This is a genomic window from Streptomyces puniciscabiei, assembly GCF_006715785.1.
Classification (GTDB): domain Bacteria; phylum Actinomycetota; class Actinomycetes; order Streptomycetales; family Streptomycetaceae; genus Streptomyces; species Streptomyces puniciscabiei.
In genome coordinates, this window is sequence record NZ_VFNX01000001.1 from 2965324 (window position 1) to 2989894 (window position 24571).

Below are 24571 nucleotides of genomic sequence, written 5' to 3' on the forward strand. Positions count from 1 at the left end.
TTCGGACAGACGCTCGGCTGGGGTGACCCAGCCGAGCGCGCTCACATGGTCGTCGCCATGGTCGAGGCGTCCGGCTGCGGGACGAGGGTGGTGGGCAGGGCGACGTACGCCATCCGCTGCGCGGTCATCCCGAGCCCCCGGTCGACCACGGTGAGGCAGTACTCGCCGCCGTCCCGCCGGCCGTCCACCGCCACGGGCTGCCGGGGCGGGCTGTACATGAGCGCGTTCTCCACCAACTCGGCCACCAGATCGGCGAGTTCGGCGGCACAGTGACCCCGGATGCGGCACTGCTCGATGTCGGTGACGGCGACCCGCCTCCCGCTGTGCCTGGCCGGAGGTGCGCGGGCTGAGTCCACGCCGCAGCCGTTCCCGTACTCTTCCTCAGAGCCGTCGCGCAGGACCGGCTCCGGAGGGGGCACGGACAACCGCGAGGGAGACGGCATGGGAACCGCTGACCGGCAGAGTGCCGGGGACTGGAACCGGGTCGGCGACCCGCCCCGGCCCCGGGGTGCGAGCGAGTACGGCCACGACTACGGGTACGGGAATCCTCCCGAGCCGCTGCCTCACCCCGGCTACGGACCCGATGCCGGCGCGGGCCACCTCCCCCTCTCTCAGGCGACAGGCCATGGACACGCACCGGCGACCGCCGCCGGACATGGCTCCGGTCACAGCCCCGAAGCGGGAGCCGACGGTCACGGGCACGGCCACTCGCACGGCCACAGTCACAGCCACGGGCCCGCGGCGCCGGTCTCCCGGCACCTGCGCAAGGTCATCGCGGCGATCCTGATCCCCTTCGCCGCCGCCGTCGTAGTGGGACTCGTCATGCTCTGGCCGGGCGGAGCCCCGCCGCACAAGCACACCGGTGTCGGCTTCGACCAGCAGACCCAGCAGGCCACCGTCACCAACGTCGTCGAGATCAGCTGCGCGTCGGTGAACGCCTCCGGCGAGACCCCGACCGGCGACACCTCCACCGCCGAGGGCTCCTCCGCACAACAACAAGCGAACGGCACCTGCCACAAGGCCACGATCCGCATCGACACCGGCCACGACAAGGGCCGTACCTTCACCGAGATCGTGCAGCCCGACCAGGCACGGCAGCTGCACCAGGGCGAGCAGGTCGTCACCGCCTACGAACCCTCCGCCCCCAAGGACCTGCAGTACTCCGTCACCGACGTCAACCGCCGCTTCCCCCTGGGCCTGCTCGCCGGCATCTTCGCGCTCGCCGTCGTGGTCGTGGGCCGGCTGCGCGGCGTGATGGCCCTGGTCGCGCTGGCCATCAGCTTCCTGGTGCTGAACTTCTTCATCCTGCCGGCCGTCCTGCAGGGCTCCGACCCGCTGCTCGTGGCGGTGGTCGGCTCCAGCGCCATCATGCTGATCGCCCTGTACATGTGCCACGGCCTGTCCGCCCGCACCTCGGTGGCCGTGCTCGGCACCCTGCTCTCACTGGCCCTGATCGGCATCCTGGGCTCGGCGTTCATCGGCTGGGGCGCCCTCACCGGCAACACCGACGACCAGACCGGCCTGATCCACGGCCTGTATCCGAAGCTCGACATGAGCGGCCTGCTGCTCGCCGGCGTCATCATCGGCTCGCTCGGCGTGCTCGACGATGTCACCGTGACGCAGACATCGGCCGTCTGGGAACTGCACGACGCCAACCCCACGATGGGCTGGCGCGGACTGTACCGGGCAGGCATCCGCATCGGCCGCGACCACATCGCCTCCGTGGTCAACACCCTCGTCCTCGCCTACGCCGGCGCCGCACTCCCCCTCCTGCTCCTCTTCTCCATCGCCCAGAGCGGCGTGGCCACGGTCGCCAACAGCGAGCTCGTCGCCGAGGAGATCGTGCGCACGCTGGTGGGCTCCATCGGCCTGGTGGCCTCGGTGCCGGTCACGACGCTACTGGCGGCCCTGGTGGTCGCAGCCGACCGCCCCGGCCCGGAGAAGGAAACGACCACCGCAAGAGCGGCAGCGGGCCGGGGCGGGCGCCGGCGGAAGCGTTGAGATCGATCTCCGCAAGGCGGGCGCAGGCCGCGTCGTACCGCCCAGCCCGTGGATCTCTAGTCGGCCTCGTCCGGTGTCGGCCTGGCGATGATGACGTGCCCGGGCCTGCCGGGCCGCCCGGGTCTGCCGTTGCGCCCTCTCCTGCCGCGATGGCCGGGTCTCCCGTCCCGGCCCGGCTTGCCCGACGGGCCGGTGGGGCCGGGCGGGCCGGAGGGGCCTCGGGGGCCGGGTGAGCCGTGCTCGATGCCGCTCGCCTGGAGGGCGATGCGCCGTGCCTGGAGTCCGTCGATCTGCTGCTCATGGGAGACGATGGCGGCTGCCTGCGCGAGGAACGTGATCGTCAGCAAGGCGCCGAGCACAAGCCGACGCCGCGGACCACGCAACGCCTCGTTTACGCTGTTCACATTGCTCCTCACGCTCTGTGGTCGCGAAAGTGGGGGGAAGAGCTAGCTCGACGACGTCGGCGGGCAGACGGCGTCCTTCCCGTCCTTGCCGGGACTGCCGTTGGTTCCGTTCTGCCCGTCCTGCCCGTCCTTGCCGTCATGGCCGTCCTTGCCCGCCGGGCCGACGGGGCCGGGAGGGCCGGGGGGACCGGACGGCCCGCGAGGACCGGGCGCGAGGGTTTCCCCGACGGGCTGTGTCCGCAGGCTGTCGATCTGCGATTCCTGGGCGACGAGCACGGCTGACTGCGCGACGAGCGCGAGGGTCAGCACTGCGCCAAGCACATGGTGGCGCCGCGGGTTGCGCAGCGCTTCAATCACGCTTCTCACATTGCTCCTCACGCTGAGTGACGGCGAAAGTATAAATCAGAGAAGCTTCAAGGCGGTGGAACTCCACGGCGAGTGTCCGTGTGCCGCGAAAGAGGCCGGCGGCCGCCTGGGCGGTGATGACTGCCGCCTCTTCGGCACGCAGGAACTTGACCGCCACGGGGCTCCGCAGCTCCCGGAAAGATAGTAGCCATGGCTATAGTAGCCATGTAATCTATTCACCATGAGCAAGGGTTCCCCGGGCCCCACGCCCGGCTTCCTGGTGTGGCGGCTCGCCAACAAGTGGCGCGTCGCGGTGGATCGCGCGGTGGCTCCACTGGGCCTCACCCACGCGCAGTACTCCCTGGTCGCGTCGCTGTACGGCATGCAGCGCACCGGCGAGCGGCCCAGTCAGCGCCGGCTCGCCGACCACACGGGCCTGGAGGCGCTGTACGTCTCGAAGCTGGCGCGCGCCCTGGAGGCGGCCGGCCTGATCGAGCGCACCCGCGATCCCCGCGACCCGCGCGCCGTACAGCTCGCCCTCACCGAGCGGGGCCAGGACGTCACACGGCGGGCCGTCGCGGTGGTCCAGGAGCTGCTCCAGCAGTTGCTGGAGCCCCTCGGCGGCCTCGACGCCCCGCGGACGCGCGCGTTCACCGACGAGCTGACGACCCTGCTCGACGCACCTCTCACCGCATCCGTACCGAACGACGAGAGCACTCAGGGGACAACGCCATGACCACCCATGCGTCCAGCACCGCCGCATCCACGACCACATCCGCCGGCACCACGTCGACCACCACCGCATCCGCCCCCGCGCCCGTCGCCGACGCACGCGCCCTCGGGCTGGCCCACTACGCCGCCCGCGGCGTCCTGGAGCACGTCCTGGCCCGGCACGGGATCACGTTCCAGCAGCAGATCGCCCTGCGGGCCGCCGTCACCGCGGACGCCCCGCGGACGCCGGACGAACTCGTCGCCCAGGTCCGGGCCTCCCTCAAGGCCGATCCGGCCGGCATCCGCGCCACTCTCGACGAGCTGCTGGCCCAGCAGCTGCTCGTCGCGGACGGCGCGCACCTTCGCCCCACGGACGCGGGGCGCGAGCTGCTCGCCGCCGTCGGGGCGGAGACCGCCCCCGTCACCGCCCGCGTCTGGGGCGGCATACCCACCGAGGACCTGGCCGCCGCCGGCCGTGTCCTCGCCCTGGTCACCGAGCGCGCCAACGCGGAGCTCGCCGCGCTGACCGCCTGACCGGAAGCCGCCGTCGGCCCCGCCGGAGTCACGCGCGCAAAGGCCCCGGACCGGTCGCGATCCGGGGCCTTTGGCATCCACTTCACACATGAAGACGACCGACGTCGACACGCAATTCGGTGAGCCGGCCGACCGGCTACCCGCAATCGGTGACCTGCGCGCCTGGATTGCCCTCGCCGTTCAGCAAGTTGCCGAGGATACCGTTCCCGATGCCCACGTTACCCAGGATGTCGATGCAGTCGCCGCCGCGGTGCATCACCGCGCGCTGGGCGGTGGTTGCACTGGCTGCGGTGGTGGCGGTGCCGGTGGCTATGAAGCTCACGCTAGCGATGACCGCGGCCGCCGCGGCGGCCTTGGAGAGCTGGCGCATGTGTCCTCCTTGGGTCGACTGGAGCGCACTGTCCAAAGATCCTTTTGCGCTCATTTCGGAGGCTAATCCGATATGCACCACGGCGCTCATCGGTGGCGCCATCCGGGCTCACGCGCTCACCCGCCCAGACCGGGCCGCTCCCGGCTCGGTGCGGCGTCCTTCCACACCGTGTGGAAAGCCAGCCGCAAGCAGGCGGCCAGAGCCGGGTGTTCGATGAAGAGGGTGGTGGTGGAGTCGGTGCCGGCCACCGGGTCCGGCATGTCGCACAGGACGAGTGAGGCGTCGGCGATGACCAGTTTCAGGGGCAGTTCGGGGGCGAAGCGGGCCTCCTCGCCCGCTGCGGCGAAGCGCCGTACGTGGTCCATGGTCCCGGGATCGTCCAGGGAGTCGTCGAGGTAGATCGCCCGGACCGTGCCGCCCGCCTCGCGGAGGCGGTGGACCACCGCCAGTCCCTCCGTGTTCTCGGTGGGGGCGACGAACGGCGGTTTGCAGAAGGTGAGAAGTTCGTGCCGCGCCTGCCGCTGGATGTCGGCGAAGCGTTCGGCGATCGCCTTCGGGTCGCGCAGGATCTCGATGTAGTCCAGGGGGTCGGTGTGGTCCCGCCCCTGGGACCAGAGGGGTTGGAGGACGCCGGCGAGGTTCTGCGAGACCCGCTCCAGGCGGTCGACGGTCTCCCGTTGCGTCGTCATCAGGCGCGCGAGGGCCAACTCGGGCGTGACGGCGGAGTAGGTGGCCACCCGCCCGGGGTGGGTGGTGGCCAGTTGCCGTCGTACGAGCGCGTCCAGGACGTCGTACACGCGCTGGCGCGGCACGTCGGCCTCCCGGGCCACCTCGGCGGCCGTGTAAGAACCACGCCTGATGAGGGTCAGGTAGACCCGTGCCTCGTACCGGGCCAGGCCCAGCGACATCAGGTCGTTGATGGTTCCGTCTTCAAGCTCCATGGCTGCACAACGTACCGGTCGACGCCGAGGGGTTGGGGGCGACTTTTTTACCAACTGGCTCTGTTCTCTTCGGCAAATTGTTCATAGCCTCTTCATAGCCACCACTGACCGGGGTGGCAGCATCAGCAGGATGCCCGACTCGACTCCGACCGGCCACCCCCAACGGAAAGCGGTTGTCATGTACGCAACATGCCGCATGGCGCGCACACCGCTTCCGGCCGCCGGTACGGAGCCACCCATCCCCCCACGGAGGGCAGTTCGTTGCAGTCTCATCGCAGAAGGACCCTGATACGCCGCGGCGCGCCCGCGATCCTGTCTGCAGCAGCGCTGATCACCGGCGGACTCGCCGTCGCCTCGCAGTCGGCGGCCTTCGCCACCACACCCACCGCGGCGCACACGACGGCCGACGCGTCGGCCGCGGCCTCCGCGGTGCACACCCGGCCGCTGTGTTCCGAGCCGATCAAGCCCGGCTACATGGCCTGCCAGGCGGTCGTCCGCACCGACCTCACACCGCAGAAGTCCCTCGGCCGCCACGACACCCCCAAGGGCTTCGGGCCCGCCGACCTGCAGGCCGCCTACAACCTCCCCAAGGACGGCGGCAAGGGCGCCACCGTCGCGATCGTCGACGCCAACGACGACCCGAACGCCGAGAAGGACCTGGCGGCCTACCGGTCCCAGTACGGCCTGCCGGAGTGCAGCACGAGCAACGGCTGCTTCAAGAAGATCGATCAGGACGGCGGCACCAACTACCCGGCGCCCGACTCCGGTTGGGCCGGTGAGATCTCGCTCGACGTCGACATGGTCAGCGCGGCCTGCCCCCAGTGCCACATCCTGCTCGTCGAGGCCAAGTCCGCCAGCATGGACGACCTCGGCGCGGCCGTGAACCAGGCCGTCAAGCAGGGCGCCAAGTACGTCTCCAACAGCTACGGCGGCGGCGAGGAGGCCGCCGACACCCAGGCGGACGACAAGTACTTCAAGCACCCCGGCGTCGCCATCACCGTCAGCTCCGGCGACAGCGGTTACGGCACCGAGTACCCGGCCGCCTCGCAGTACGTGACGGCCGTCGGCGGCACCTCGCTCAAGAAGGACAGCAGCACCCGCGGCTGGTCCGAGTCCGTGTGGGGCACCTCCGCCGGCGGTGAGGGAGCGGGCTCGGGCTGCTCGCAGTTCGACGCCAAGCCGTCCTGGCAGAAGGACACCGGCTGCGGCAAGCGCGCCGTCGCCGATGTCGCGGCCGTCGCCGACCCGGCCACCGGGCTCGCCGTCTACGACACCTACCAGGCCAACGGCTGGAACGTGTACGGCGGCACCAGCGCCTCCGCGCCGTTCGTCGCCGGCGTCTACGCCCTCGCGGGCACCCCGGGCTCCGGCGACGTCCCGGCGTCCTACCCCTACGCCCACCCGGACAAGCTGAACGACGTCACCGACGGCTCCAACGGGTCCTGCAGCGACTACCTGTGCAAGGCGGGCAAGGGCTACGACGGTCCCACGGGCCTCGGCACCCCGAACGGCGTCGCCGCCTTCACCAAGTAACACGCACCACTGGACAGTTCGCACCGCCCCGCCGGCCTTCCGGCGGGGCGGTGTGCTGTCAACAGCACTTGTGCGGGCGGCACTTGGTATGGGCCGCGGGTGGCCCCGGCCTGGGCGCCGCCGTGGTGGCCGTCCGTCTGCCCAGTCTGCTGCCGGCGTGCTTGGCGGGGGCCCGGGTGGGCGAGGGCGAGGGGACTCCGGGCTCGTCGCTGCCGTGGCCCAGGGACGCCGGGTGCGAGGAACGGGAGGTCGGGCAGGCCGGCCAGGGCGTCGCGCAGGTAAACGGTCCAGATCGCGGTCGGGATGTCGCCGCCGAACACCTTCCGCAGGCCGCCGACACCGACCAGGGACTGCAGCCGCGGATGCGCCGGGTCCTCCTTGAACAGGACGACCGAGGTGGCGAGTTGGCGGGCGCAGCCGATGAATCAGGCCGAGCGGTGGTCGTCGGTGGTGCCGGCCTTGCCCGCCGCCGTACGGCCGAGGGCCCGGGCCCTGGTGCCGGTGCCCCGGGCGACGACGCCCCGCAGGACGTCGGTCACGTTGTCGGCGACCGCCGGCACGGCCCGTACGGGGGCGGGGGCCGTGAATCCGGGGAGGGCCGCACCGTCGTGGGTCACCCTGGTCACCGAGTACGGCTCGGCCCGCATCCCGGAGGCGGCGAACGTCGCGCAGGCGCCCGCCATGCGGATCGCGCTCGGGGTGGAGGTGCCGATGGAGAAACCGGCGCTGGGCGCGGCGAGGCTCTCCGGGCGAAGGCCGCCGCCCCCGGGAAACGTCACCCGGGGCGGGACCGTCGGTCACCCGCGGCCCCCTGAAGGGCCCCTGGTACGTTGTGACACTTCTGCTGGGGGCAGACGCTGATCACCACGGGGGCGTCGATGCGAGTCGATGCGACAGGTGCACGGCTGACGGCACACGAACTGGCTATGAACCGGCTGAACGAGGACATCTTGGGCCAGGTACGGCAACCCCGGCGCGTGCAGGCGTACGACGCGGAACTGGGCGTGGCGGTCGCGCGGGCCCAGGAGGGCGACGAGGCCGCCTTCGCGGTCGCCTACCGGTTCGTGCAGCCGGGCCTGCTCGCCTATCTGCACGGCATCGTCGGCGACGACGCCGAGGACGTGGCCGCCGACGCCTGGCTGGAGATAGCCCGCGACCTCGGACGCTTCAAGGGCGACGGCGCAGGTTTCCGCGGCTGGACGGCGACCATCGCCCGGTACCGGGCGCTGGACCATCTGCGCCGCCGGCGGGTGCGGCCCCGGGCGGGCGGGACCGAGCAGGACGTACTGGACCTGCCCGGTCCGCACAGCACCCATGAGCAGGCGCTGGAGTCCCTCTCCACCGAGCGGGCCCTGGAACTGGTCCGGGGGCTGCCCCGGGACCAGGCCGAGGCCGTGCTCCTGCGGGTCGTGGTGGGCCTGGACGGCCCCGCCGCCGCGCGCGTCCTCGGCAAGCGCCCCGGAGCGGTGCGCACAGCGGCCCACCGGGGGCTGAAACGCCTCGCGCGCCAGCTCGGCATCGACGGGCCGGCGGAGAAGGGTGTGACGGATGGGGCTTCCCGCACGCTGGGGGAGTCGACATGAACAAACCGGTGCACCGCACGAATCGAAACGGCCGCACGCGAACGGACGGGAACGGAAGACGGACATGGGTGAACGGCTGAGCGGCGACGGACGACCGGGCCGTCGACGTGCGCAGCCCGGCGCCGTGTCCGACGCGCCGGACACGGCTGACGCCACCACGCTGGAAACGGAGCTGGCCGCCGTCCTGCGCACCGGCGACGCCGACCCGCGGGCCGAGCAGCGGGCCGTGGCCGCTTTCCGGGACGCGCGCGCCGCGGGCGCGCATCAAGCTCGTACCCGGCGGCGGGACGACTGGCGGCCGGCCGCGGAGCGGAGGGCCCGGCGGCCGCTGAAGATGACGTTCGGCGCGGTGTTCGCCAGCCTCGCGCTGGGCGGTGTCGCCGTCGCGGCCATCGGTTCCGCCGGCTCGTCGGGCGGTACGGGTGCCGGCCCGCGGACCGGCCACCCCTCGGCGGTCGCCCCGGCTCGGCCGGGCGGTGCGCCGGCTCCGTCCGACGGCTCCCGGTCGGCGGACCGCCCGCCGTCCACCAAGGACACCGAGGCCCACTGCCGTGCCTACGAGCAGATCCAGGGCCGGGGCAAGGCACTCGACGCCACCGCCTGGCAGCGGCTCGTCACGGCCGCGGGCGGCAAGGACGAGGTCGCCGCGTACTGCTCGGAGCAGCTGAAGCGGGCCACCGCCACGGCGAGCAAGACGGCCGGCAAGGGCAACACGGGCAACTCGGGTAACACGGGCAAGTCCGGCGAAGGTGCCGGGCACACCCGCAGCGGCACGACGGGCAGGACCGGCGGCTCGGGCAACGGCACCACCTCCGGCAGGACCGGCACGTCCGGCGGCACCTCCGCGGGCGGCGGCGACTCGGGCGGGAACGGCCGGGCGGGCGGCGGCGACTCGGACGGGAACGGCCGGGCGGGCGGCGGCGACTCGGGCGGGAACGGCCGGGCGGGCGGCGGGAAGAGCGGCGGCAAGCACTAGCCGCGGCACCACCCGCAGGCCGACCGGCCGGGACTCGTCGCCCGGGCAGGCCGGCCGCGTGGCCGTCAGGGCGTGCCGCTGGTGATCACACAGCCCCTCACGGCCCGCTGCAGCCGCCCCTTGCCCATGCCCGGGCCACCGGTGAGGAGCACCACCGGAAGGTCGGGGCCGTACAGCGGTGCGGCGGGCGTCAGGCCTCTGCCGTGACCGGGGCGCTCGCCAGGGCCGGCCCGGCCACGACGCGGCGGCGCCGGGCCGGCATCCCGAACGTCGGGTGGGCCGCGTTCCAGGCCGCGCCCTTGCAGACCAGTTCCTTGTAGACGGCGGCGAAGCGTCCCGTCAGGGCCGCCCGGACGGCGCGGTCGTCGGCGGTGACGTACTGGATCAGGCCTTCCCCGCGGCCCAGCGAGACGCACTGGTTGAAGTAGCGGATCGGCACCTTCGGGAGCCGGCCGCCGGTCAGCCGGGCCACGATGGCGTCGGCGGCCTGCCACGCGGTGAAGCCGCCCGAGGCGCACGACATCCGCAGCGGCTTCTTCCCGGGGCCCATCGCCAGGGCCGCGTCGCCGACGGCGTACACGTCCGGGTGCGAGACGGAGCGCATGGTGCCGTCGACGACGATCTGGCCCGTGTCGCCGACTTCCAGGGCGGTGGCCCGCGCGATCGGGTGCACGGCGAAGCCTGCGGTCCACACGGTGACCGCGGCAGGTACGGACGTGCCCTCGGCGGTGGTGACGTGGTCGGCCCCGACGGCGGTGACGGCGGTGTGCTCGTGCACGGTGATGCCGAGCCCGCCGCACACCTTCCGCAGGTGCCGGCGGCCCTTCGGGGAGAGCCAGTCGCCGAGGCGGGCGCGGGCGACGAGGGCGACGTCGAGGTCCGGACGGGCCTCGGCGATCTCGGTCGCGGCCTCCACGCCGGTGAGGCCGCCGCCGACCACGACGACGGGCTGTCCGGCGGACAGGGCGGCCAGGCGCTCGCGCAGCCGGAGCGCTCCGGGGCGGCTCGCGAGCTGCTCGGCGTGCTCGGCGGTGCCGGGCACGCCCTGGTCGTTCCAGCCGCTGCCGAGGGCGTACACGAGGGTGTCGTACGGCAGCTCCCTCGTGCCGCCCGCGTCGCGGACGGTGACGGACCTGCGGTCCACGTCCACACCGGTGACCCGGCCAAGCCTCAGCTCGACGCCGGTGCCCGCGAACATCTCGGCGAGGGGCCGGGGGCGGAGGGACTGGCCGGCCGCGAGCTGGTGCAGCCGGACGCGTTCCACGAAGTCGGGCTCGGCGTTGACGAGGGTGAGGGCGACGTCCTCGGGGCGCAGCCGCCTGGCGAGGCGTCCGGCGGCGATGGCTCCCGTGTATCCGGCTCCGAGGACGACGATGCGGTGCTGCATGCCCATCTCCTTGCTTCTGTCTCCATCGGGTTCGCCCCTTGAACCGGGCGGCTCGCCGATTCCTGACAGGAGTCGGATGTGAAGCAGCTCACATTCAGGTCGGTGGATGCCGGAGCACGGCTGAGGACGTCAGAGGTCGCTGAGCAGGGGTGCGCCGTGGTCGGCGGCCGCCCAGCGCCGCGTCGCGCGTTCCAGCTTGTCGGGGTTGACCTGGTTGCGGAACGCGGCGATGCCCTCGGCGGTGATCTCCAGGCACATGACGCCGACGACCCGGCCGTCCACGACCGCGACGAGGGCGGGTTCGCCGTTGGCGGTCGTGGCGTAGACCTCGGACGGGCCGCCGACCAGGCGGCGCTTGGCCTCGCTGGGCCTGAACAGGCCCCGCAGGAACGTCGCGACCGCGAGGGCGCCCTCGAACGCCTTGGCGCGGGCCGGGACCTTCCCGCCGCCGTCGCCGATGGAGACGGCGTCCTGGGTGAGCAGCCGGACGAGCGGCTCGGTCTTCCCGCTGGTGGCGGCCGCGAGGAACTCCTCGACGACCCGCCGGGCGGCGGCCTGGTCGACCTCGGTGCGGGCCCTGCCGTCGGCGACGTGCCGCTTGGCCCGGTGGAAGATCTGCTGGCTGGCGGCCTCGGTCAGGTCGAGGATCTCGGCGATCTCCCGGTGCGGGTAGCCGAAGGCCTCCCGCAGCACGTACACCGCCCGCTCATTGGGAGAGAGCCGCTCCAGCAGGGCGAGGACCGCGTACGACACCGATTCGCGCTGCTCCGCCGTGTCGGCCGGCCCGAGCATCGGGTCCCCGGCGAGCAGCGGCTCGGGCAGCCACTGGCCCACATAGGTCTCCCGCCGCGCGCGGGCCGAGGCGAGCTGGTTCAGACACAGGTTGGTGAGCACCTTCGTCAGCCATGCCTCGGGCACCTCGATGCGCCCGACGTCGGCCCCCTGCCAGCGCAGGAACGTCTCCTGCACGGCGTCCTCGGCCTCACTCGCGGAGCCCAGCAGACGATAGGCGATCGCCTCCAGCCGGGGCCTGCACGCCTCGAACCGGTCCACGTCGTCCACGGTCAACGCCATGCCCGCGATCCTAGGACCTGGGCCGGGATTCATCAGAGGGTGAACAACGAGCCGTGCGCTCGTCGAACTCCTTTCGCGCGGCCTGGATCGCGGCGATGTTCGTCTGCGACCAGTCGGTGATGTTCTGGATCAACCCGCCCACCTCCCGGCCGAGTCCGGTCAGCCGGTACTCCACGCGCGGGGGCACGGTCGGGTACAGGGTGCGGGTCAGCAGCCCCTCGCGTTCCAGGGCGCGCAGGGTCTGGGTGAGCACCTTCGGGGTGACGCCGTCGAGGCGGCGGCGCAGCTCGGCGAAGCGCATGGGGCGGCCGTCCTCCAGCGCCACCAGCACCAGCATGGTCCATTTGCCGGCGATCAGTTCCAGCACGGCACGGGTGGGGCAGTCGCGCAGGAAGACATCCACGCCACCGTGTTTCCTGAGGTCGAAGCCGGTATCCATGAGGAACCTCGATATCAGACAAGTGCGTTCTTCCGCAGGTGATCGCTCGGGCCGAGCATGGAACCCCCGCCAACCGCGCATTCCCGACGAGGAGTTCCGATGCCCGGCCGCCGTATGCACGCCATCGTCCAGTCCGTCTTCGGCGGTCCCGAGGTGCTCACCCCCACCGAGACCGACGTGCCCGATCCCGGCCCCGGGGAGGTGCTGCTGCGGGTCGCCGGCGCCGGGGTGAACCCGGGCGACGCCGTCATCCGGGCGGGCGGGGTGCCGGGGCTGGTGGAGCTGCCGTGGACGCCGGGCAACGACGTCGCCGGTGTCGTCGAGCGGCTCGGCGAGGGCGTGACCCGGTTCGCGCCGGGCGACACGGTGTACGGCATGCTCCCGGTCGGTCGGCGCGGCGCGTACGCCGAGTTCACCGTGGCACCGGCCGGCGCGCTGGCTCCCGCACCCGCGAACCTCGACCTGGCGCACGCGGGGGCCGTACCCCTGGTGGCGTTCACCGCCTGGCAGGCGCTGGCCGAGCTGGCGCGGGTCCGGCCCGGCGACCGGGTGCTGATCCACGCGGCGGCGGGCGGCGTGGGGCATGTCGCGGTGCAACTGGCCAAGGAGCTCGGCGCGTACGTCATCGGCACCGCCCGTGCCGTCAACCACGGCCTGCTGCGCGAGCTGGGCGCCGACGAGCTGATCGACCACACCGCCGCCGACTTCCGGACCGCCGTGGCGCCGGTGGACGTCGTGCTGGACCTCGTCGGCGGCGCCTACGGGCCGCGCTCCCTCGACGTGCTGCGGCCGGGCGGCCTGCTCATCGGCGCGTCGATCGACCCGGGCACGGACGAACGGGAGGCCGCCGCGCGGGGTCTGCGCTACGTCTGGGTCACCGCCGAGCCCTCGGGAAAGAAGCTGGAGCGCATCACCGAACGCATCGAGGCGGGTCGGCTGCGGGTCCTCCTCCAGGGGACCTACCCGCTGTCCGAAGCCGCCGCGGCCCACCGCGCGATCGAGACCAGGCGCACCATCGGAAAGATCGTCCTCACGCCCTGACCGGGGCGCGGGCGCGGTGGGGTCGAGTTTCCGGGGGCGTACGGGGCTCGGCGTGTACTCGGCTCGGCGCAGCGGGCGTTACTCCCCCCGTCGGACGCGCCGGACCGGGGTGGCGGGCGAGCCTGGTGGGGTGCCCGGCCCCGGATCCGGAGGAAGCGAAGTGAGCCGTCGATTGTCGCCGAGGGCCCGGAAGATCTGGGTCGTCGTCCATGTGGTCGCCTCGGTCGGCTGGCCGGCGCTGATGCTCTGCCTGCTCACCCTCGGGGTAACGGCCCTGGCGACCGACGACGCGGACACCCTGCGGACCGTGTACCGGGCGATGGGGATGCTGGGCGACGCCCTGATCGTGCCGCTGAGCCTGCTCACCCTGCTCAGCGGGGTGGTGCTGGGCCTCGGCACGCCGTGGGGCCTGTTCCGCCACTACTGGGTCGCCACCAAGTTCTGGCTGACCCTCGCGGCCACGGCGGCCTCGGTCTTCGCCCTCACGGCCCGGCTGCACGACGCGGTGCGGGCCGTGGACCGCCGTCCGACCGGCTCGATCGCGGCCATGCACCTGGGATTCATCCGCTACATCACGGTGATCGTCCCGTCCGTCGCGCTGCTGCTGTATCTGGCGCTCGTCGTCCTGTCCGTCTTCAAGCCGTGGGGGCGGCGTTCGCCCGCACCGGTGGCGGGCAAGTCCCGGGTCGGGCAAGGAGCTTGAGCAGCGCTCGTCAGGTCTGGCGCGGGTCCGGCCGCAGGACCGCGAAGACCGCCTGGGCCGGGTCGGCCAGCCAGGCGATGCGGCCGACGCCGGGGACGTTCGCGGCCGGCATCAGCACGGAGCCGCCGCTGTCGCCCACCGCCGCGACGGTCGTGTCCGTGTCGGCCACGGCGAAGTACGGCACCCAGCGGGCGTCCTCCCGGTCGTCCCGCAGCGGGGCCACACCGCCGAAGGAACCCTCCTGCTGGTCGCACTCCCCGATGCTGAGCACCTGGTACGTCATGCCCGGCGCCTGCATCTCCTGCGACCGCCAGCCGAACAGCCCGCGGTAGAAGCCGATGGCCGCCCGCGGGTCACGGACGTGCAGCTCCACCCACACCAGCGCGTCGTCCTCCGAAGCCCGCTGCAGCCCCTGCCCGGACTGCAGCACCGCGAACTGCGCGCCCTGCGGGTCGGTGAACTGGGCGATGGTGACCTCGCCCATGCTCATCGGCTCGGCGCGCACCCTGCCGCCGGCCTCGGTCACGGCCCGGGCGGCGGCGCGGGCGTCCTCGGTGCGGAAGTACGTCATCCAGGCGGATCTCGCCCCCTGCTCGGTCAGCGGGCCGAGACCGGCCACCGTACCGCCGTTCTTCTGGAAGAAGCCGTAGCCGCCCCCTCCCGAGCCCGCGGAGGCGAACTCCCAGCCGAAGACGGCCCCGTAGAAGGCGACGGCCGCCTGGGTGTCCGGGCTGCCGAGGTCGATCCAGATGGGCGATCCGGTGCGGAAGTCTGTGCCGAGCATGTGTCTCCTCCTGCCGGTCCGGTGCGAAGCCGCCCGCCACTATGCCGACGGAAGCGGCCCGGACCCGGCCGGGACACGGGAAAAGAACCCCGCAAATCTGCGCAGGAGCGCCACACGGACTGCACACAGCCTTTCGAAAGGCTCGTTACCGTGACGGACGCCCGCTCCCCTGGACTCAGGAAGACCACTGATGGACTACTGCTCCTCGTGCCGTCGGCACCTCAACGGCGCCCTGGTCTGCCCTGGGTGCGGTGCCTACGCCCCGGACATAGCCCCGGCCCGCACCGACGCCGGTGTCACGGCCGCACCGCTCGCGGCCGACAGCTGGTTCGGCGCCGAGTCCCCCGCCGCCGAGCCGCCCGCCGGCCTCGCGGACACCGCCACGGACGCGCCGCCCGCGGACGTCACCGACGCCCCGCCCGCGCCGCAGGGACGCGCCGCCCGGCGCCGGCAGCTGGCGCGCTGGAAGAGGAACCAGCGCCGGGCCGTGGTGGCGACCGCCGTCGCGCTCGTCGGCGGCGGCCTGACGCTCGCCTCGCTGGACCGCGGCAACGGCGACAAGGCCCAGGCGGCCACCGCACCGGACCACCGGAGCATGGGCCTCACCGAGGACCCGTCGGCCGCCCCCAGCGACCCGGCGTCCACACCGGCACCGCCCGCCGCCACCCACCGGCACACGTCCGGCACGCCGACGGCGCACACGCCCGCCGTGAACGTCCCCCGGCAGCAGTCCCTCGCGCCCGCGCCGCACACGGCCGGGCCCGCCGCCCACCCGCACACCGCCGCGGCCGCCGCACACCAGGACGCACCGGCCGCCGCACTGCCGGTGAGCACCCCGACGACCTCGTCCGGAACGGCAGGTTCGACCGGAACGGCAGGTTCGACCGGAACGGCAGGTTCGACCGGAACGGCAGGTTCGACCGGAACGACGGGCACGACCGGCAGTACCGGTACGAAGACACAGCCGAGCCCCTCCACCGGCACGGGCAGCGGCACGGGCAGCGGCACCTCCACCTCACCGACGTCCCCGTCGTCGACCTCCTCCAACCAGCTCTGCCTGGTCCTGGTCTGCCTCGGCTGACCTCCGCCGACCGCACCCCGCGGACGCTCCCCGGTCAGCCCTCCCCCGCGGAGCGGATCGCCGATTCCACCGCCGCGATCCGGTCCGCGAGCAGGCCCAGTGCCGCCACCGCCCGGGTCACCGGATCCTCCTCGGGGCCGCCGAGCGCGCGGGCGCGCGCGTGGGCGGTCTTCACCTCGGCCCAGCGAGCGGCCTGCGCCGGGCTCAGCGTTCCGCGCAGTTCCGCCAGTTTCAGCAGGTTGGCCTCCGCACCCGTGGTGAGGGTCTGGGCCTCGGCCGTGTAGTGGTCGTCGACGACGGCCTCGCGTTCGGCGTCGTTCATGACCGGCCGCAGCCGCCCGGCGATCCTGTTCATGTCGCGGTAGGAGCCCTGGAGGCGGAAGGGCGGCTCCGTGCGGGCGGCCTCCGACTGGGCGGCGGAGGCGATGTAGGCCGCGTTGACCCGCAGCACCGTCTCGCGCACCGCCATCACCTGCCGCAACACGGCCACGGCGGCCTCCAGTTCGGCCGGCGGCATCGGCTGGGCGAGGCGGTCGGCGCGGGCCGTCGGGTCGGCGGCGGCGAGCCGGACCAGGAGGTCCAGGTCGGCGCGGTCGCGGGCGGCGAGCGGGGCCAGCACCGGGTTGGCGGTGAGGGCGTTCTCGACGAAGCTGAGCGCGAAGACGTCCTCCTTGCCGGTGAGGACGTCGCCGAGGTTCCACACGTCGGCCCGGTTGGCGAGCATGTCGGGGATGCGGAAGCGTTCGCCGGACTCGGTGTAGGGGTTGCCGGCCAGGCAGACCGCGAAGCGCTTGCCGCGCAGGTCGTAGGTGCGCGGCTCGCCGTCCCACACGCCGTCCACCCGCCGGGTGGCGTCGCACAGCGGGATGAACTTCTGCAGCAGCTCGGGCGAGGTGTGCTGGATGTCGTCCAGGTACAGGAGCGTGTTGTTGCCGGCCGCCAGCGCGAAGTTGATCTTCTCCAGCTCGCGGCGGGCGGTGGCGTCCGGGGCGTCGGCCGGGTCCAGCGAGGTGACGGTGTGGCCGAGCGCCGGGCCGCTGACCCTGACCAGCATCAGGCCGAGCCGGTCGGCGACGTACTCCATGAGCGTCGTCTTGCCGTAGCCGGGCGGGGAGACGAGGAGGAGCAGACCACCGGTGTCGGTGCGCTTCGAGTCGCCGGTGGTGCCCAGCTGCCGGGCCAGGCTGTCGCCGATCAGCGGCAGGTACACCTCGTCGACGAGCCGGCCCCGCACGAACGCCGGCATCACCCGGGGGCGGTGGTCGTCCAGGCGGAGCCGCTCGCGCTCGGCCGACACCAGGGCCGTACGGCGGCGCTGGTAGGCGCGGAAGGCGGGCATGTCCTCGGCGGCGAAGCGGGACGTGCGGGCGAGGAACTCGTCCAGCCTCAGCTGCAGCCGGCCGCCGGTCACCCGGGGGTGGGCGCCCAGCAGTCCCTCCGCCGTCGCGGTGAGCGGGGCGTCGCCGTCGTAGCGCGGCAGGCCGGGGCAGAGCTCGGCGGCGACCGCCTCGGCCAGCTCGCCGGGCCCGGTCTCGGTGCCGGTGGCGGCGGCGTACGCGGCGAGCCAGGCCTGCACCACCTGCCGGCGCGCGGCCAGGTCGGCCAGGCCCTCCAGATCGGTGCGGTAACTCCCCTCCGCGTGCCGGAACTTCTCCAGCAGGGTGCGCGCCGTGACCCCGAGCACGAAGCCTTCCGGGCCCCCGGTGAGCTCCTCGAAGAGGTACGCGGCGGCCGGCCCGCCCGCCACCCGCGCGTCCCAGGCCTCGATCGCCGCAGCCAGCTCCCGCTGCAGCTCACCGATGGCCGGTACGGCACCGAAGGCGTCCCGGGCCCGGGCCAGCGACACCGCCCGCCGGGACCAGGCGGTCCGGGCCTCCTGCGTCGTGCCGTGCGCCCAGAACAGCTGGGCGGCGGCGCGGGCGGCGGGCTCGTGGCGCAGGGTGCCGGCGCCCTCGTACAAGGGAAGCAGCGCCTGGAGCACGAGGGTCGCGTCGTGGTCGTGGACCCCGCGCTCGTAGCCCTCGTCGTACGCCTCCTGCGCCGCCCGGCGGACCAGGTCCGGCAGGTCGTCGGCGGCGGCGAGGGCGGCCGGGCCGTGCTCGGCGAGCAGCCGGGCGGCGAGGTGCTCGGCGCGGTAGACCTCGGGCGACTCGGACGGCAGGTGCCGGTCCCAGTAGGGGCGGTACGCCGCGAAGTCCGGGTCGGTGACCGGGGCGCGGTAGTCGGTGCCGGTGACCGCGAAGGCGAGCGTGTCGCCGTGCGGGACGAGGGTGAGGTCGAGCGGCTGGGTGTTGACGGCGAAGCGGTGGCCGCCGAGCAGCAGGCTGCGGCCGTCCTCGGCGTACAGGTCGGCGCGGTCGCGCAGGGCGCGGACGGCCTCCTGGCGGGCGGACTTCAGCCGGCCGTCGAGCTCCTCGGCGCGCACACTGTCGCCGAGGGCGCGCAGTTCGTCCGCGGTGCGGCGGACCTTGGCGACCAGCGGGTCGGAGGCGAAGTACGTGGTGACCGCGTCGGCGTCGGCGAGCGTGGCGGCCCGGCGGGCGACCGTCTGCAGCATGCGCCCCGCCGAGAGCGCGAGCTGCTCGGCGCGGCGGGCGCGGGCGTCGGCGAGGGACTGCTTGCGGGCGGCGAACGCCTCGTAGATCTCGGTGCGCCGGTCGGCGAGTTCGGTGAGGAAGTCGTCGAACTCGGCGAACCGGCCGTCCAGGTCCTCCAACCGGGCCAGCACGGAGGCGAGTTGGTCGTCGCACTCCTCGGGCGTGCCGGACGCGGCGAGCGCGGCGGTGACGGCCTGGGCGAGCAGCGCGGTCTCGGCGGCGAACTCGGCCCGGCCCTCGCTGTCCTGGAGGCTGCGGCGGCGGGCCTCCAGGGTCGCCCGGGCCCGGTTGACGCCCCCCAGCACCTCGGCGATCCGCTCCAGGACGGCCGTACGGACGACTGCGTCGGCGATGTCGAGTCCGGTCACCACCTCGGTGACCGTGCGCAGCCCGTCGGCCAGCTCGTCCAGCCGGGCGGCGACGGGCGCCCCGCCGGCCACGGTCTCGACGGCCGCCGCCTCCCCGACCAGCCGCTCGACCTCCGTCTGCTGCCCCGCGAAGGCGTCCTCGCGCGCCAGGAACTGCACCGCGCGCCGCCCGAAGGAGGCCAGGTCGTCCTCGGCGGCGGCCGCCAGTTCCTGCAGCCGGGCGGCGTCGACGTACCGCAGCTCCCGCAGGGTCAGCAGGTGCCCGTGCGCGCGGCGGAGTTCGGTCAGCCCGTGCACCCAGGCGGCGGCCTCGCGCGGGGCCTCGCCGCGCAGCCGGCGCACCACGGCGGCGATCCGCGCCTCGGCCTCGTCGAGGGCGTCCGCCGCGTGCCGGGTCAGCTCCCGTACGGTCTCGAACTCGCCCAGCACCTGCTCGGCGGCCGTACGGACCTCACCCAACGGGCCTGCCAGCAGGCCCAGTTCGGGATCGGCCAGCCAGTGATGGGCGTCGGCGGCCCGCACACAGGCCGCCACCAGCGCCCGGTACCCCTCGCTGGTCTCGATGCCGTCGGTGACCAGCCGGGCCACGGACAGGCAGTCGGCGAGCCCGCGCACGAGATCCGCGTTGCCGACCCGGGCGAACGCGCCGGTGCCGGTGCGCAGCGCGGCGGTGTGCGTGTCGGAGACGTACGGCGAGGTCCACCACTGCACCGGATGCGTGTGCGCGGGCTCCTCGCCCCCGTCGCGCAGCACGGCGAGCGCGCCGTCCTCGAACAGCGCCCAGCCCCGGCACGGCAGCGGGTTCGCGACCTCCTTGCGCAGGGTGTTGTACGACAGCAGCAGCGTGCGCCCGCCGGCCCGGGACCGGAAGGCGTACAGCACGTCCTCGCCGTTCGGCGCGCGGACCTCCCGCTCGAACTCAAGCCCGAAGGCGTCGAGTTCGTACGTCTTGTGGGTTCCGCCCGCCAGACAGTACCCGCCCGGGAAGACGATCCCCTGCTCCTCGGGCAGCCGCCGGCACGCCTGCCCGATCCCGTCGAGCCGGACGACGGTCCGGGTGAGTGTGTCGAACACCAGGTGCCGGTCGTCCTCCTCCTTGTACGGCCGCACCCGCAGCAGCACCAGCGCACCGACCCGCGCATGCGCGACGGCCGCGTCCGCGAGCGCCTGCAGCGGCTCCTGCACGGGTTCGGCGTACAGCTCCTCCCCTTCCGGGGTGCGGACGGTGAGGGAGCCGCCGACGGTACTCACCCCCAGTCCCCCGGGGACGGCCACATACTGCTCCCGGCCCAGGACGTGGTCCTCGCGGGTGGTCTCCGTCCAGGTCACGTCCTGGGCCGGCGGGAAGACGTCGTCGCGGTCGCCGCGCGCGTCCAGGAACGCCACGCGGCCGTCGTCGGCGACGCTCCAGCGCAGGACGCGGACGTCCTCGGCCTTCTCGCCGGTGCGGAACACCGCCAGCAGCCGGCCGTCGACCCGGCGCAGCCGCAGCAGGCTCGCTTCGCGGTAGTAGCGGCGCAGGGCGGTGAGCTCTTTGACGAACGCCGTGTCGTCGAGGAGCCCGGGTACGGCATCCTCGGGCAACCGCGCGCCGTTACGGTCGTACAGCGCGAGGATGTCCGTGGCTGTGCCGGTCGCGCCGAAGAGGAGAGCGTCCCCCACGGCCACGATGTCGCTCGGCACGCACGCCTGCGGCGTCCCCAGCCGGGCAGTGGCAACGAGGTCCAGTTTCGCCGACCCGAACTCCTCGCTCCGCCGCGCGTTGAGTGCGTCCGCCCTCCGGGCGAGGTCGGCGGCGTGCGCGGCGAGGCGGTCGCGGAGCACCTCGTAGGTACCGGCCTCTACGGCACCGTCGGTTGCCATGGCGGATGGGTTTCCCTTCGTGGACTGTGCGGCTGACAGCTCGGGGCTGCGGGTCGTCTCCCGACTGCGGGTGCGCGGTGGCTGGTCGCGCAGTTCCCCGCGCCCCTTCGGGGCGCTGGTAGCTGCGGGCAGTCGTGCCGCTGGGGCGATGGGGGTCCCCCCGCTCGAGCGAAGCCGAGAGTGGGGGAGGGTGGGCGCAGCGGCACCTCACAGCGAGCAGCGCCCCCCGCCTGGCCTCAGCTCCCCGCGCCGCTTCCGTTCAGGGCTGTGAGCGGGGTGTCCTGGAGGCCCAGTTCGCTCGCCCTGTCCAGGAGTTTCTGGAGTTGCCCGGTGTTCGGGCCGCCGCCCTTGATCTGCTTCATCAGCAGGGCCGAGACCGTCAGGTTGCGGATGTCCGCCGAGCCGAGCGAGCCCAGCACCCTGCTCAGGTCGTCCGTGAAGCTGCCCGTGCCGTCCAGCCACGGCTTCGCCAGGGCCTGGGCGGTGTGGGAGTTGTCGAGGAAGCCGTCCACGCCCTTGCCGAGGGCGATGGAGGACACCAGCCGGTCGAAGAAGACGGACTCCCCGCCGACGATGTCGATGTCGGCGTGCTCCAGCCCGGTCGCGAGCACCGTCGCCTGCGCCTCGGCCACCTGCCGCTGGGTCTCCAGGCCGGCCAGCCGGATCTCCTTCTCCGCCTGGAGACGCAGCCGGTACTCCTCGTGGCCCCGCGAGGCCTCGTCCAGCGCGGCCATCGCCGCGGCCTTCTCGGTCAGACCGGCGGCCTCGGCCTTCAGCTTCTCGCCGATCGCGGTGGCCTCGGCGAGCGCCTTCGCCTTGGTGCCCTCCGCCTCGGCCACGCCCTTGGCCCGGGCACCCTCCGCCTCGGCCCGGAGCCGCGCCTCGGTGGCCTCCGCGGCCGCCCGCGCGCCCTCGGCCTCCGCGAGGCCCTTCGCCCGCGCGCCCTCGGCCTCCGCGAGCGCCTTGGCCTGGGTGCCCTCGGCCTCGGCCCGCAGCCGTGCCTCGGTGGCCTCCGCCTCGGCGCGTCCGGCCTTGACGGTGACCTCGGCCTCCTTGTCCCGGACCTGCACGGCGGCGAGACCCTCGGCGGCGGCCTCGGCCTGGACGCCCTCGGCGAGCCGCAGCTTGGCCCGGGCGTCGAGGTCGGCGGTCTTCAACCGGGCCTCGGCCAGGGTGAGTTCCTCGGCCGCGCGGTGCGTCGCCGCCTGTTCCGCCGCCTCCGCCGCCTTGATGTCCTTGACCAGCTTCTCCTGCGCCTCCGCCTCGGCGGCGATGACGAGCGCCTGCCGCTCGCGCTCGGCCTCCTCGACCACGCGCAGCTTCTTGATGGACTCCTCCTGCTCGGCGACCGTACGGTCCACCGCGACCCGCTCCCGGATGACCTCGGCGATCTCCCGCTTCTCCGCCTCGACCTCCTTCTCCGCGGCGATCTTCGTCAGCTGGGTCTCCCGTTCCCGGGCGATGACCTCCAGCAGCCGGTCCTTCTCGATGCGCTCGTTCTCGACGGCGAGGACCCGCTCGCGGTTCTTCGCGGCGACGGCGATCTCCCGGGCCTGGTTCTCGCGCTGGACGCCGAGCTGTTCCTCGGTGCGCAGGAAGGCGGCCTGGGCGCGCAGCCGTTCCTCCTCCACCACGCGGGCGGTCTCGGCCTCCTCGCGGGCACGGGAGGTCTCGATCTCCCGCTTCTGCTTGATCTCGGCGTCCGCCTGCCGGCGCTCCAGCTCCAGGATGGCCTCGCGGGCGTCGACGTCCTGACGGGTGATCTCCTTCTGCTCGTTGCGGCGGGCCTCGTTGGTGCGGACGTGCTCGACCGCCGTCAGCTCGGTGATCTTGCGAATGCCCTCGGCGTCGAGGACGTTGGCCGGGTCCATCTGGGAGAGCGGGGTCTGCTCCAGGTAGTCGATCGCGGCGTCCTCGAGGTGGTAGCCGTTGAGGTCGATGCCGATCAACTCGATGATGTGGTACCGGAGTTCCTCGCGCTTGGTGTAGAGGTCGGTGAAGTCCATCTGCTTGCCGACGGTCTTCAGCGCCTCGGAGAACTTCGCGTGGAACAGCTCCTGCAGCGTGTCCTGGTGGCTGGCGCGCTCGGTGCCGACGGTCTGGGCGACCTTGATGACGTCCTCGACGGTCTTGTTGACCTTGACGAAGAACAGGATCCGGATGTCGGCGCGGATGTTGTCCCGGCAGATCAGCCCGTCCCGGCCGGAGCGGCTGATCTCGATGGTCTTCACCGAGATGTCCATGACCTCGGCCTTGTGCACGATCGGCAGCACGACCTGCCCGGTGAAGGACACGTCGACCCGCCGCGTCTTCGACACGATCAGGGCCTGGCTCTGGTCCACCTTGCGGTACAGCCGGGAGAACGCGAGCACCGCGAGCACCACGACGACGAGACAGGCGGCGACGAGCACGCCGAGGGCTTCCATGGCATACGTCCTTGCGTCAGACGATGAAGTACGGAGCCCCCCGGGATCGCGGTGCCGGACGTCGGTACCGGACCCCCGTACCGGTCCTTGAGTACCGGTCCTCGGCCGGTGCCCGGCACCGCGACCCTCCGTAGTGCTCCCCGCTGACGATGGTGCGGCCGGGGCGTACACCCGCGCATTGCCGGTGTCCGGCAGTGTTCACTAGGGTCTTGATGCCGGACAGGCGCTAGGAAAACGTCACCGGCGCGTCAAGATCGCGGTACACGGGGCACGCGGCACGGGGGACCAGGACGGGGGCCGGGACCGGCAATGGGGGACAAGCACGACATACGCGACACCTCCGAGCAGTATCTGGACGGTTTCGCCCGGACGCTGGCCGAGGTCTCGGCCACCGGCCGGCGGCTGACCAGGGAGGAACTGAAGGCCCGGCGGACCCTGGGCGAACAGGCCGCCGAGGCCGGGCACGGGCTGCGCGCGCTGATCGTGGCCCACCTGGCCGCCACCCGCGCCGCCTGGCCGGCCGTGCCCGGCTCGGCGGAGAGCAGCCTGGCCACGCTGGCCGCCGTCGAGCAGGCGATCGACGCGTTCGCCGAGGGCTACGAACGCGCCCAGCGGCTCTCCGTGCGCCGCGAGGAGGCCGCGCGCCGGGAGTTCATCGACGACCTGCTCTACGGCCGCAGCGACCTGGGCCGCCTCGCCGAGCGCGCCGAACGCTTCGGTCTGCACCTGTCCCGGGCGCACGCGGTGGCCGTCGCCGAGGGCCCGTCCGCGTATGTCGAGGGGGGCCCGCTCGCCCGCCGGGTCGAGGCGGCGGTGCTCGCCCGCTTCGACTCCCGCAGCATCCTGCTCACCACCAAGAACGGCCGTCTGCTGTGCGTGGCACCCGGCGACGAGGACGAGATCCTGCTGCACTTCGCCAAGCAGGCGTACGCGGCGTCGGACGGTGTCCGGGTCGCCGTCGGCCGCCCGCAGCACGGCGCCGGCGGGGTCGTGCAGTCGTACGAGGAGGCCCTCGCCGCGCTGGAGATGGCCATCCGGCTGGGCCTGGCCGGTCCGGTGCTGCGCGCCGCCGACCTGCTCGTCTACCCGGTGCTGGCCCGGGACCGGCAGGCGCTGGTCGACCTGGTGACCCACACCCTCGGCCCGCTCACCAGGGCGCGCGGCGGCGCCCTGCCCCTGCTGGAGACACTCGGCGCCTACTTCGACTCCGGCTGCGTGGCCGCCGAGACGGCCCGCCGGCTCTCCTTGAGCGTCCGCGCGCTGACCTACCGGCTGGAGCGCATCCACAAGCTCACCGGCGCCGACCCCGGCGACCCGGCGCACCGCTACATGCTCCAGACGGCCGTACTGGGCGCCCGCCTGCTGGACTGGCCGAACCAGCCCCTCTGAAAGTACTTGCATTCTAGGAAA

The 24571-nt window shown here is 73.3% G+C and carries 23 protein-coding genes; 10 read left to right on the top strand and 13 right to left on the bottom strand.

Annotation, left to right across the window (positions count from 1 at the left end; translation table 11 throughout):
- Positions 1-41 precede the first annotated feature (41 nt).
- Entirely contained in the window at positions 42-356 is a 315-nt protein-coding gene (locus FB563_RS13545; protein ID WP_055705175.1) for an ATP-binding protein, read from the bottom strand.
- Here FB563_RS13545 and FB563_RS13550 point away from each other — a divergent pair.
- Positions 295-2001, top strand: coding sequence for a YibE/F family protein (locus FB563_RS13550; RefSeq protein WP_411573171.1), 1707 nt, complete (start codon positions 295-297; stop codon positions 1999-2001). The genes FB563_RS13545 and FB563_RS13550 overlap by 62 nt on opposite strands.
- A gap of 56 nt (positions 2002-2057) precedes the next feature.
- Here the strand turns inward: FB563_RS13550 and FB563_RS13555 are convergent, their stop codons facing one another.
- From FB563_RS13555 to FB563_RS42920, 3 genes are all read right to left on the bottom strand, one after another.
- Positions 2058-2348, bottom strand: coding sequence for a hypothetical protein (locus FB563_RS13555; RefSeq protein WP_142218676.1), 291 nt, complete (start codon positions 2346-2348; stop codon positions 2058-2060).
- Between the two features lie 99 nt (positions 2349-2447).
- A complete protein-coding gene (locus tag FB563_RS42915; protein ID WP_234357651.1) occupies positions 2448-2762 on the bottom strand; it encodes a hypothetical protein in 315 nt (104 codons plus the stop codon).
- The gene (locus FB563_RS42920; RefSeq protein ID WP_159045473.1) at positions 2755-2928 is read right to left on the bottom strand and encodes a hypothetical protein; all 174 of its coding nucleotides are present in this window, start codon (positions 2926-2928) and stop codon (positions 2755-2757) included. Before FB563_RS42920 ends, FB563_RS42915 begins: the two co-directional genes overlap by 8 nt.
- Before the next feature lie 63 nt (positions 2929-2991).
- Between FB563_RS42920 and FB563_RS13565 the strand changes: the two genes are divergently transcribed.
- Together FB563_RS13565 and FB563_RS13570 are read left to right on the top strand one after the other, a co-directional pair.
- Positions 2992-3486, top strand: coding sequence for a MarR family winged helix-turn-helix transcriptional regulator (locus tag FB563_RS13565; RefSeq protein ID WP_055705178.1), 495 nt, complete (start codon positions 2992-2994; stop codon positions 3484-3486).
- The gene (locus tag FB563_RS13570) at positions 3483-3995 is read left to right on the top strand and encodes a MarR family transcriptional regulator (RefSeq protein ID WP_079048652.1); all 513 of its coding nucleotides are present in this window, start codon (positions 3483-3485) and stop codon (positions 3993-3995) included. The genes FB563_RS13565 and FB563_RS13570 overlap by 4 nt, the downstream gene beginning before the upstream one ends.
- A gap of 136 nt (positions 3996-4131) precedes the next feature.
- Here FB563_RS13570 and FB563_RS13575 read toward each other — a convergent pair whose 3' ends face one another.
- Entirely contained in the window at positions 4132-4365 is a 234-nt protein-coding gene (locus FB563_RS13575; RefSeq protein ID WP_055705179.1) for a hypothetical protein, read from the bottom strand.
- A 116-nt stretch (positions 4366-4481) separates the two neighbouring features.
- Positions 4482-5306 (bottom strand): TrmB family transcriptional regulator, encoded by an 825-nt coding sequence (locus FB563_RS13580; RefSeq protein WP_055705180.1) that lies wholly within the window; start codon positions 5304-5306, stop codon positions 4482-4484.
- Positions 5307-5567: 261 nt separating this feature from the next.
- Here FB563_RS13580 and FB563_RS13585 point away from each other — a divergent pair, with 261 nt between their 5' ends.
- Positions 5568-6839 (top strand): S53 family peptidase, encoded by a 1272-nt coding sequence (locus FB563_RS13585; RefSeq protein WP_234357652.1) that lies wholly within the window; start codon positions 5568-5570, stop codon positions 6837-6839.
- A 425-nt stretch (positions 6840-7264) separates the two neighbouring features.
- On the opposite strand, the gene FB563_RS13590 is transcribed toward FB563_RS13585, so the two are convergent.
- A complete protein-coding gene (locus FB563_RS13590; protein WP_055705181.1) occupies positions 7265-7618 on the bottom strand; it encodes a penicillin-binding transpeptidase domain-containing protein in 354 nt (117 codons plus the stop codon).
- Positions 7619-7789: 171 nt separating this feature from the next.
- On the opposite strand from FB563_RS13590, the gene FB563_RS13595 reads away from it, so the two are divergent.
- Both FB563_RS13595 and FB563_RS13600 read left to right on the top strand, forming a co-directional pair.
- Positions 7790-8422, top strand: a complete 633-nt coding sequence (locus tag FB563_RS13595; RefSeq protein WP_055705188.1) for an RNA polymerase sigma factor — start codon at positions 7790-7792, stop codon at positions 8420-8422.
- A gap of 64 nt (positions 8423-8486) precedes the next feature.
- Positions 8487-9398, top strand: a complete 912-nt coding sequence (locus FB563_RS13600; protein ID WP_208766295.1) for a hypothetical protein — start codon at positions 8487-8489, stop codon at positions 9396-9398.
- Positions 9399-9588: 190 nt separating this feature from the next.
- Here FB563_RS13600 and FB563_RS13605 read toward each other — a convergent pair whose 3' ends face one another.
- The 3 genes from FB563_RS13605 to FB563_RS13615 form a co-directional block, all read right to left on the bottom strand.
- On the bottom strand, positions 9589-10785 hold the full coding sequence (locus FB563_RS13605) for an NAD(P)/FAD-dependent oxidoreductase (RefSeq protein WP_142218678.1): 1197 nt from the start codon (positions 10783-10785) through the stop codon (positions 9589-9591).
- A gap of 129 nt (positions 10786-10914) precedes the next feature.
- Positions 10915-11859 carry an RNA polymerase sigma-70 factor gene (locus FB563_RS13610; RefSeq protein WP_055709088.1) on the bottom strand — a complete coding sequence of 315 codons (945 nt, stop codon included), beginning with the start codon at positions 11857-11859 and terminating at the stop codon, positions 10915-10917.
- A gap of 10 nt (positions 11860-11869) precedes the next feature.
- On the bottom strand, positions 11870-12298 hold the full coding sequence (locus FB563_RS13615; protein WP_055709089.1) for a winged helix-turn-helix transcriptional regulator: 429 nt from the start codon (positions 12296-12298) through the stop codon (positions 11870-11872).
- Positions 12299-12397: 99 nt separating this feature from the next.
- On the opposite strand from FB563_RS13615, the gene FB563_RS13620 reads away from it, so the two are divergent.
- Together FB563_RS13620 and FB563_RS13625 are read left to right on the top strand one after the other, a co-directional pair.
- Positions 12398-13339, top strand: a complete 942-nt coding sequence (locus FB563_RS13620) for an NADP-dependent oxidoreductase (protein WP_234357956.1) — start codon at positions 12398-12400, stop codon at positions 13337-13339.
- Between the two features lie 160 nt (positions 13340-13499).
- Positions 13500-14042 carry a hypothetical protein gene (locus FB563_RS13625; RefSeq protein WP_063797137.1) on the top strand — a complete coding sequence of 181 codons (543 nt, stop codon included), beginning with the start codon at positions 13500-13502 and terminating at the stop codon, positions 14040-14042.
- Positions 14043-14052: 10 nt separating this feature from the next.
- Here FB563_RS13625 and FB563_RS13630 read toward each other — a convergent pair whose 3' ends face one another.
- Positions 14053-14826 (bottom strand): VOC family protein, encoded by a 774-nt coding sequence (locus tag FB563_RS13630; protein ID WP_055709091.1) that lies wholly within the window; start codon positions 14824-14826, stop codon positions 14053-14055.
- A 190-nt stretch (positions 14827-15016) separates the two neighbouring features.
- Between FB563_RS13630 and FB563_RS13635 the strand changes: the two genes are divergently transcribed.
- Positions 15017-15907, top strand: a complete 891-nt coding sequence (locus FB563_RS13635) for an SCO2400 family protein (protein ID WP_055709092.1) — start codon at positions 15017-15019, stop codon at positions 15905-15907.
- Between the two features lie 34 nt (positions 15908-15941).
- Here the strand turns inward: FB563_RS13635 and FB563_RS13640 are convergent, their stop codons facing one another.
- A complete protein-coding gene (locus FB563_RS13640) occupies positions 15942-20735 on the bottom strand; it encodes a DNA repair ATPase (protein WP_055709093.1) in 4794 nt (1597 codons plus the stop codon).
- 236 nt (positions 20736-20971) lie between these two features.
- Positions 20972-23161: a flotillin family protein gene (locus FB563_RS13645; RefSeq protein WP_055709094.1), complete on the bottom strand. Its 2190-nt coding sequence runs from the start codon at positions 23159-23161 to the stop codon at positions 20972-20974.
- A 309-nt stretch (positions 23162-23470) separates the two neighbouring features.
- Here FB563_RS13645 and FB563_RS13650 point away from each other — a divergent pair, with 309 nt between their 5' ends.
- Entirely contained in the window at positions 23471-24550 is a 1080-nt protein-coding gene (locus FB563_RS13650; protein WP_055709095.1) for a PucR family transcriptional regulator, read from the top strand.
- Positions 24551-24571: the final 21 nt, after the last annotated feature.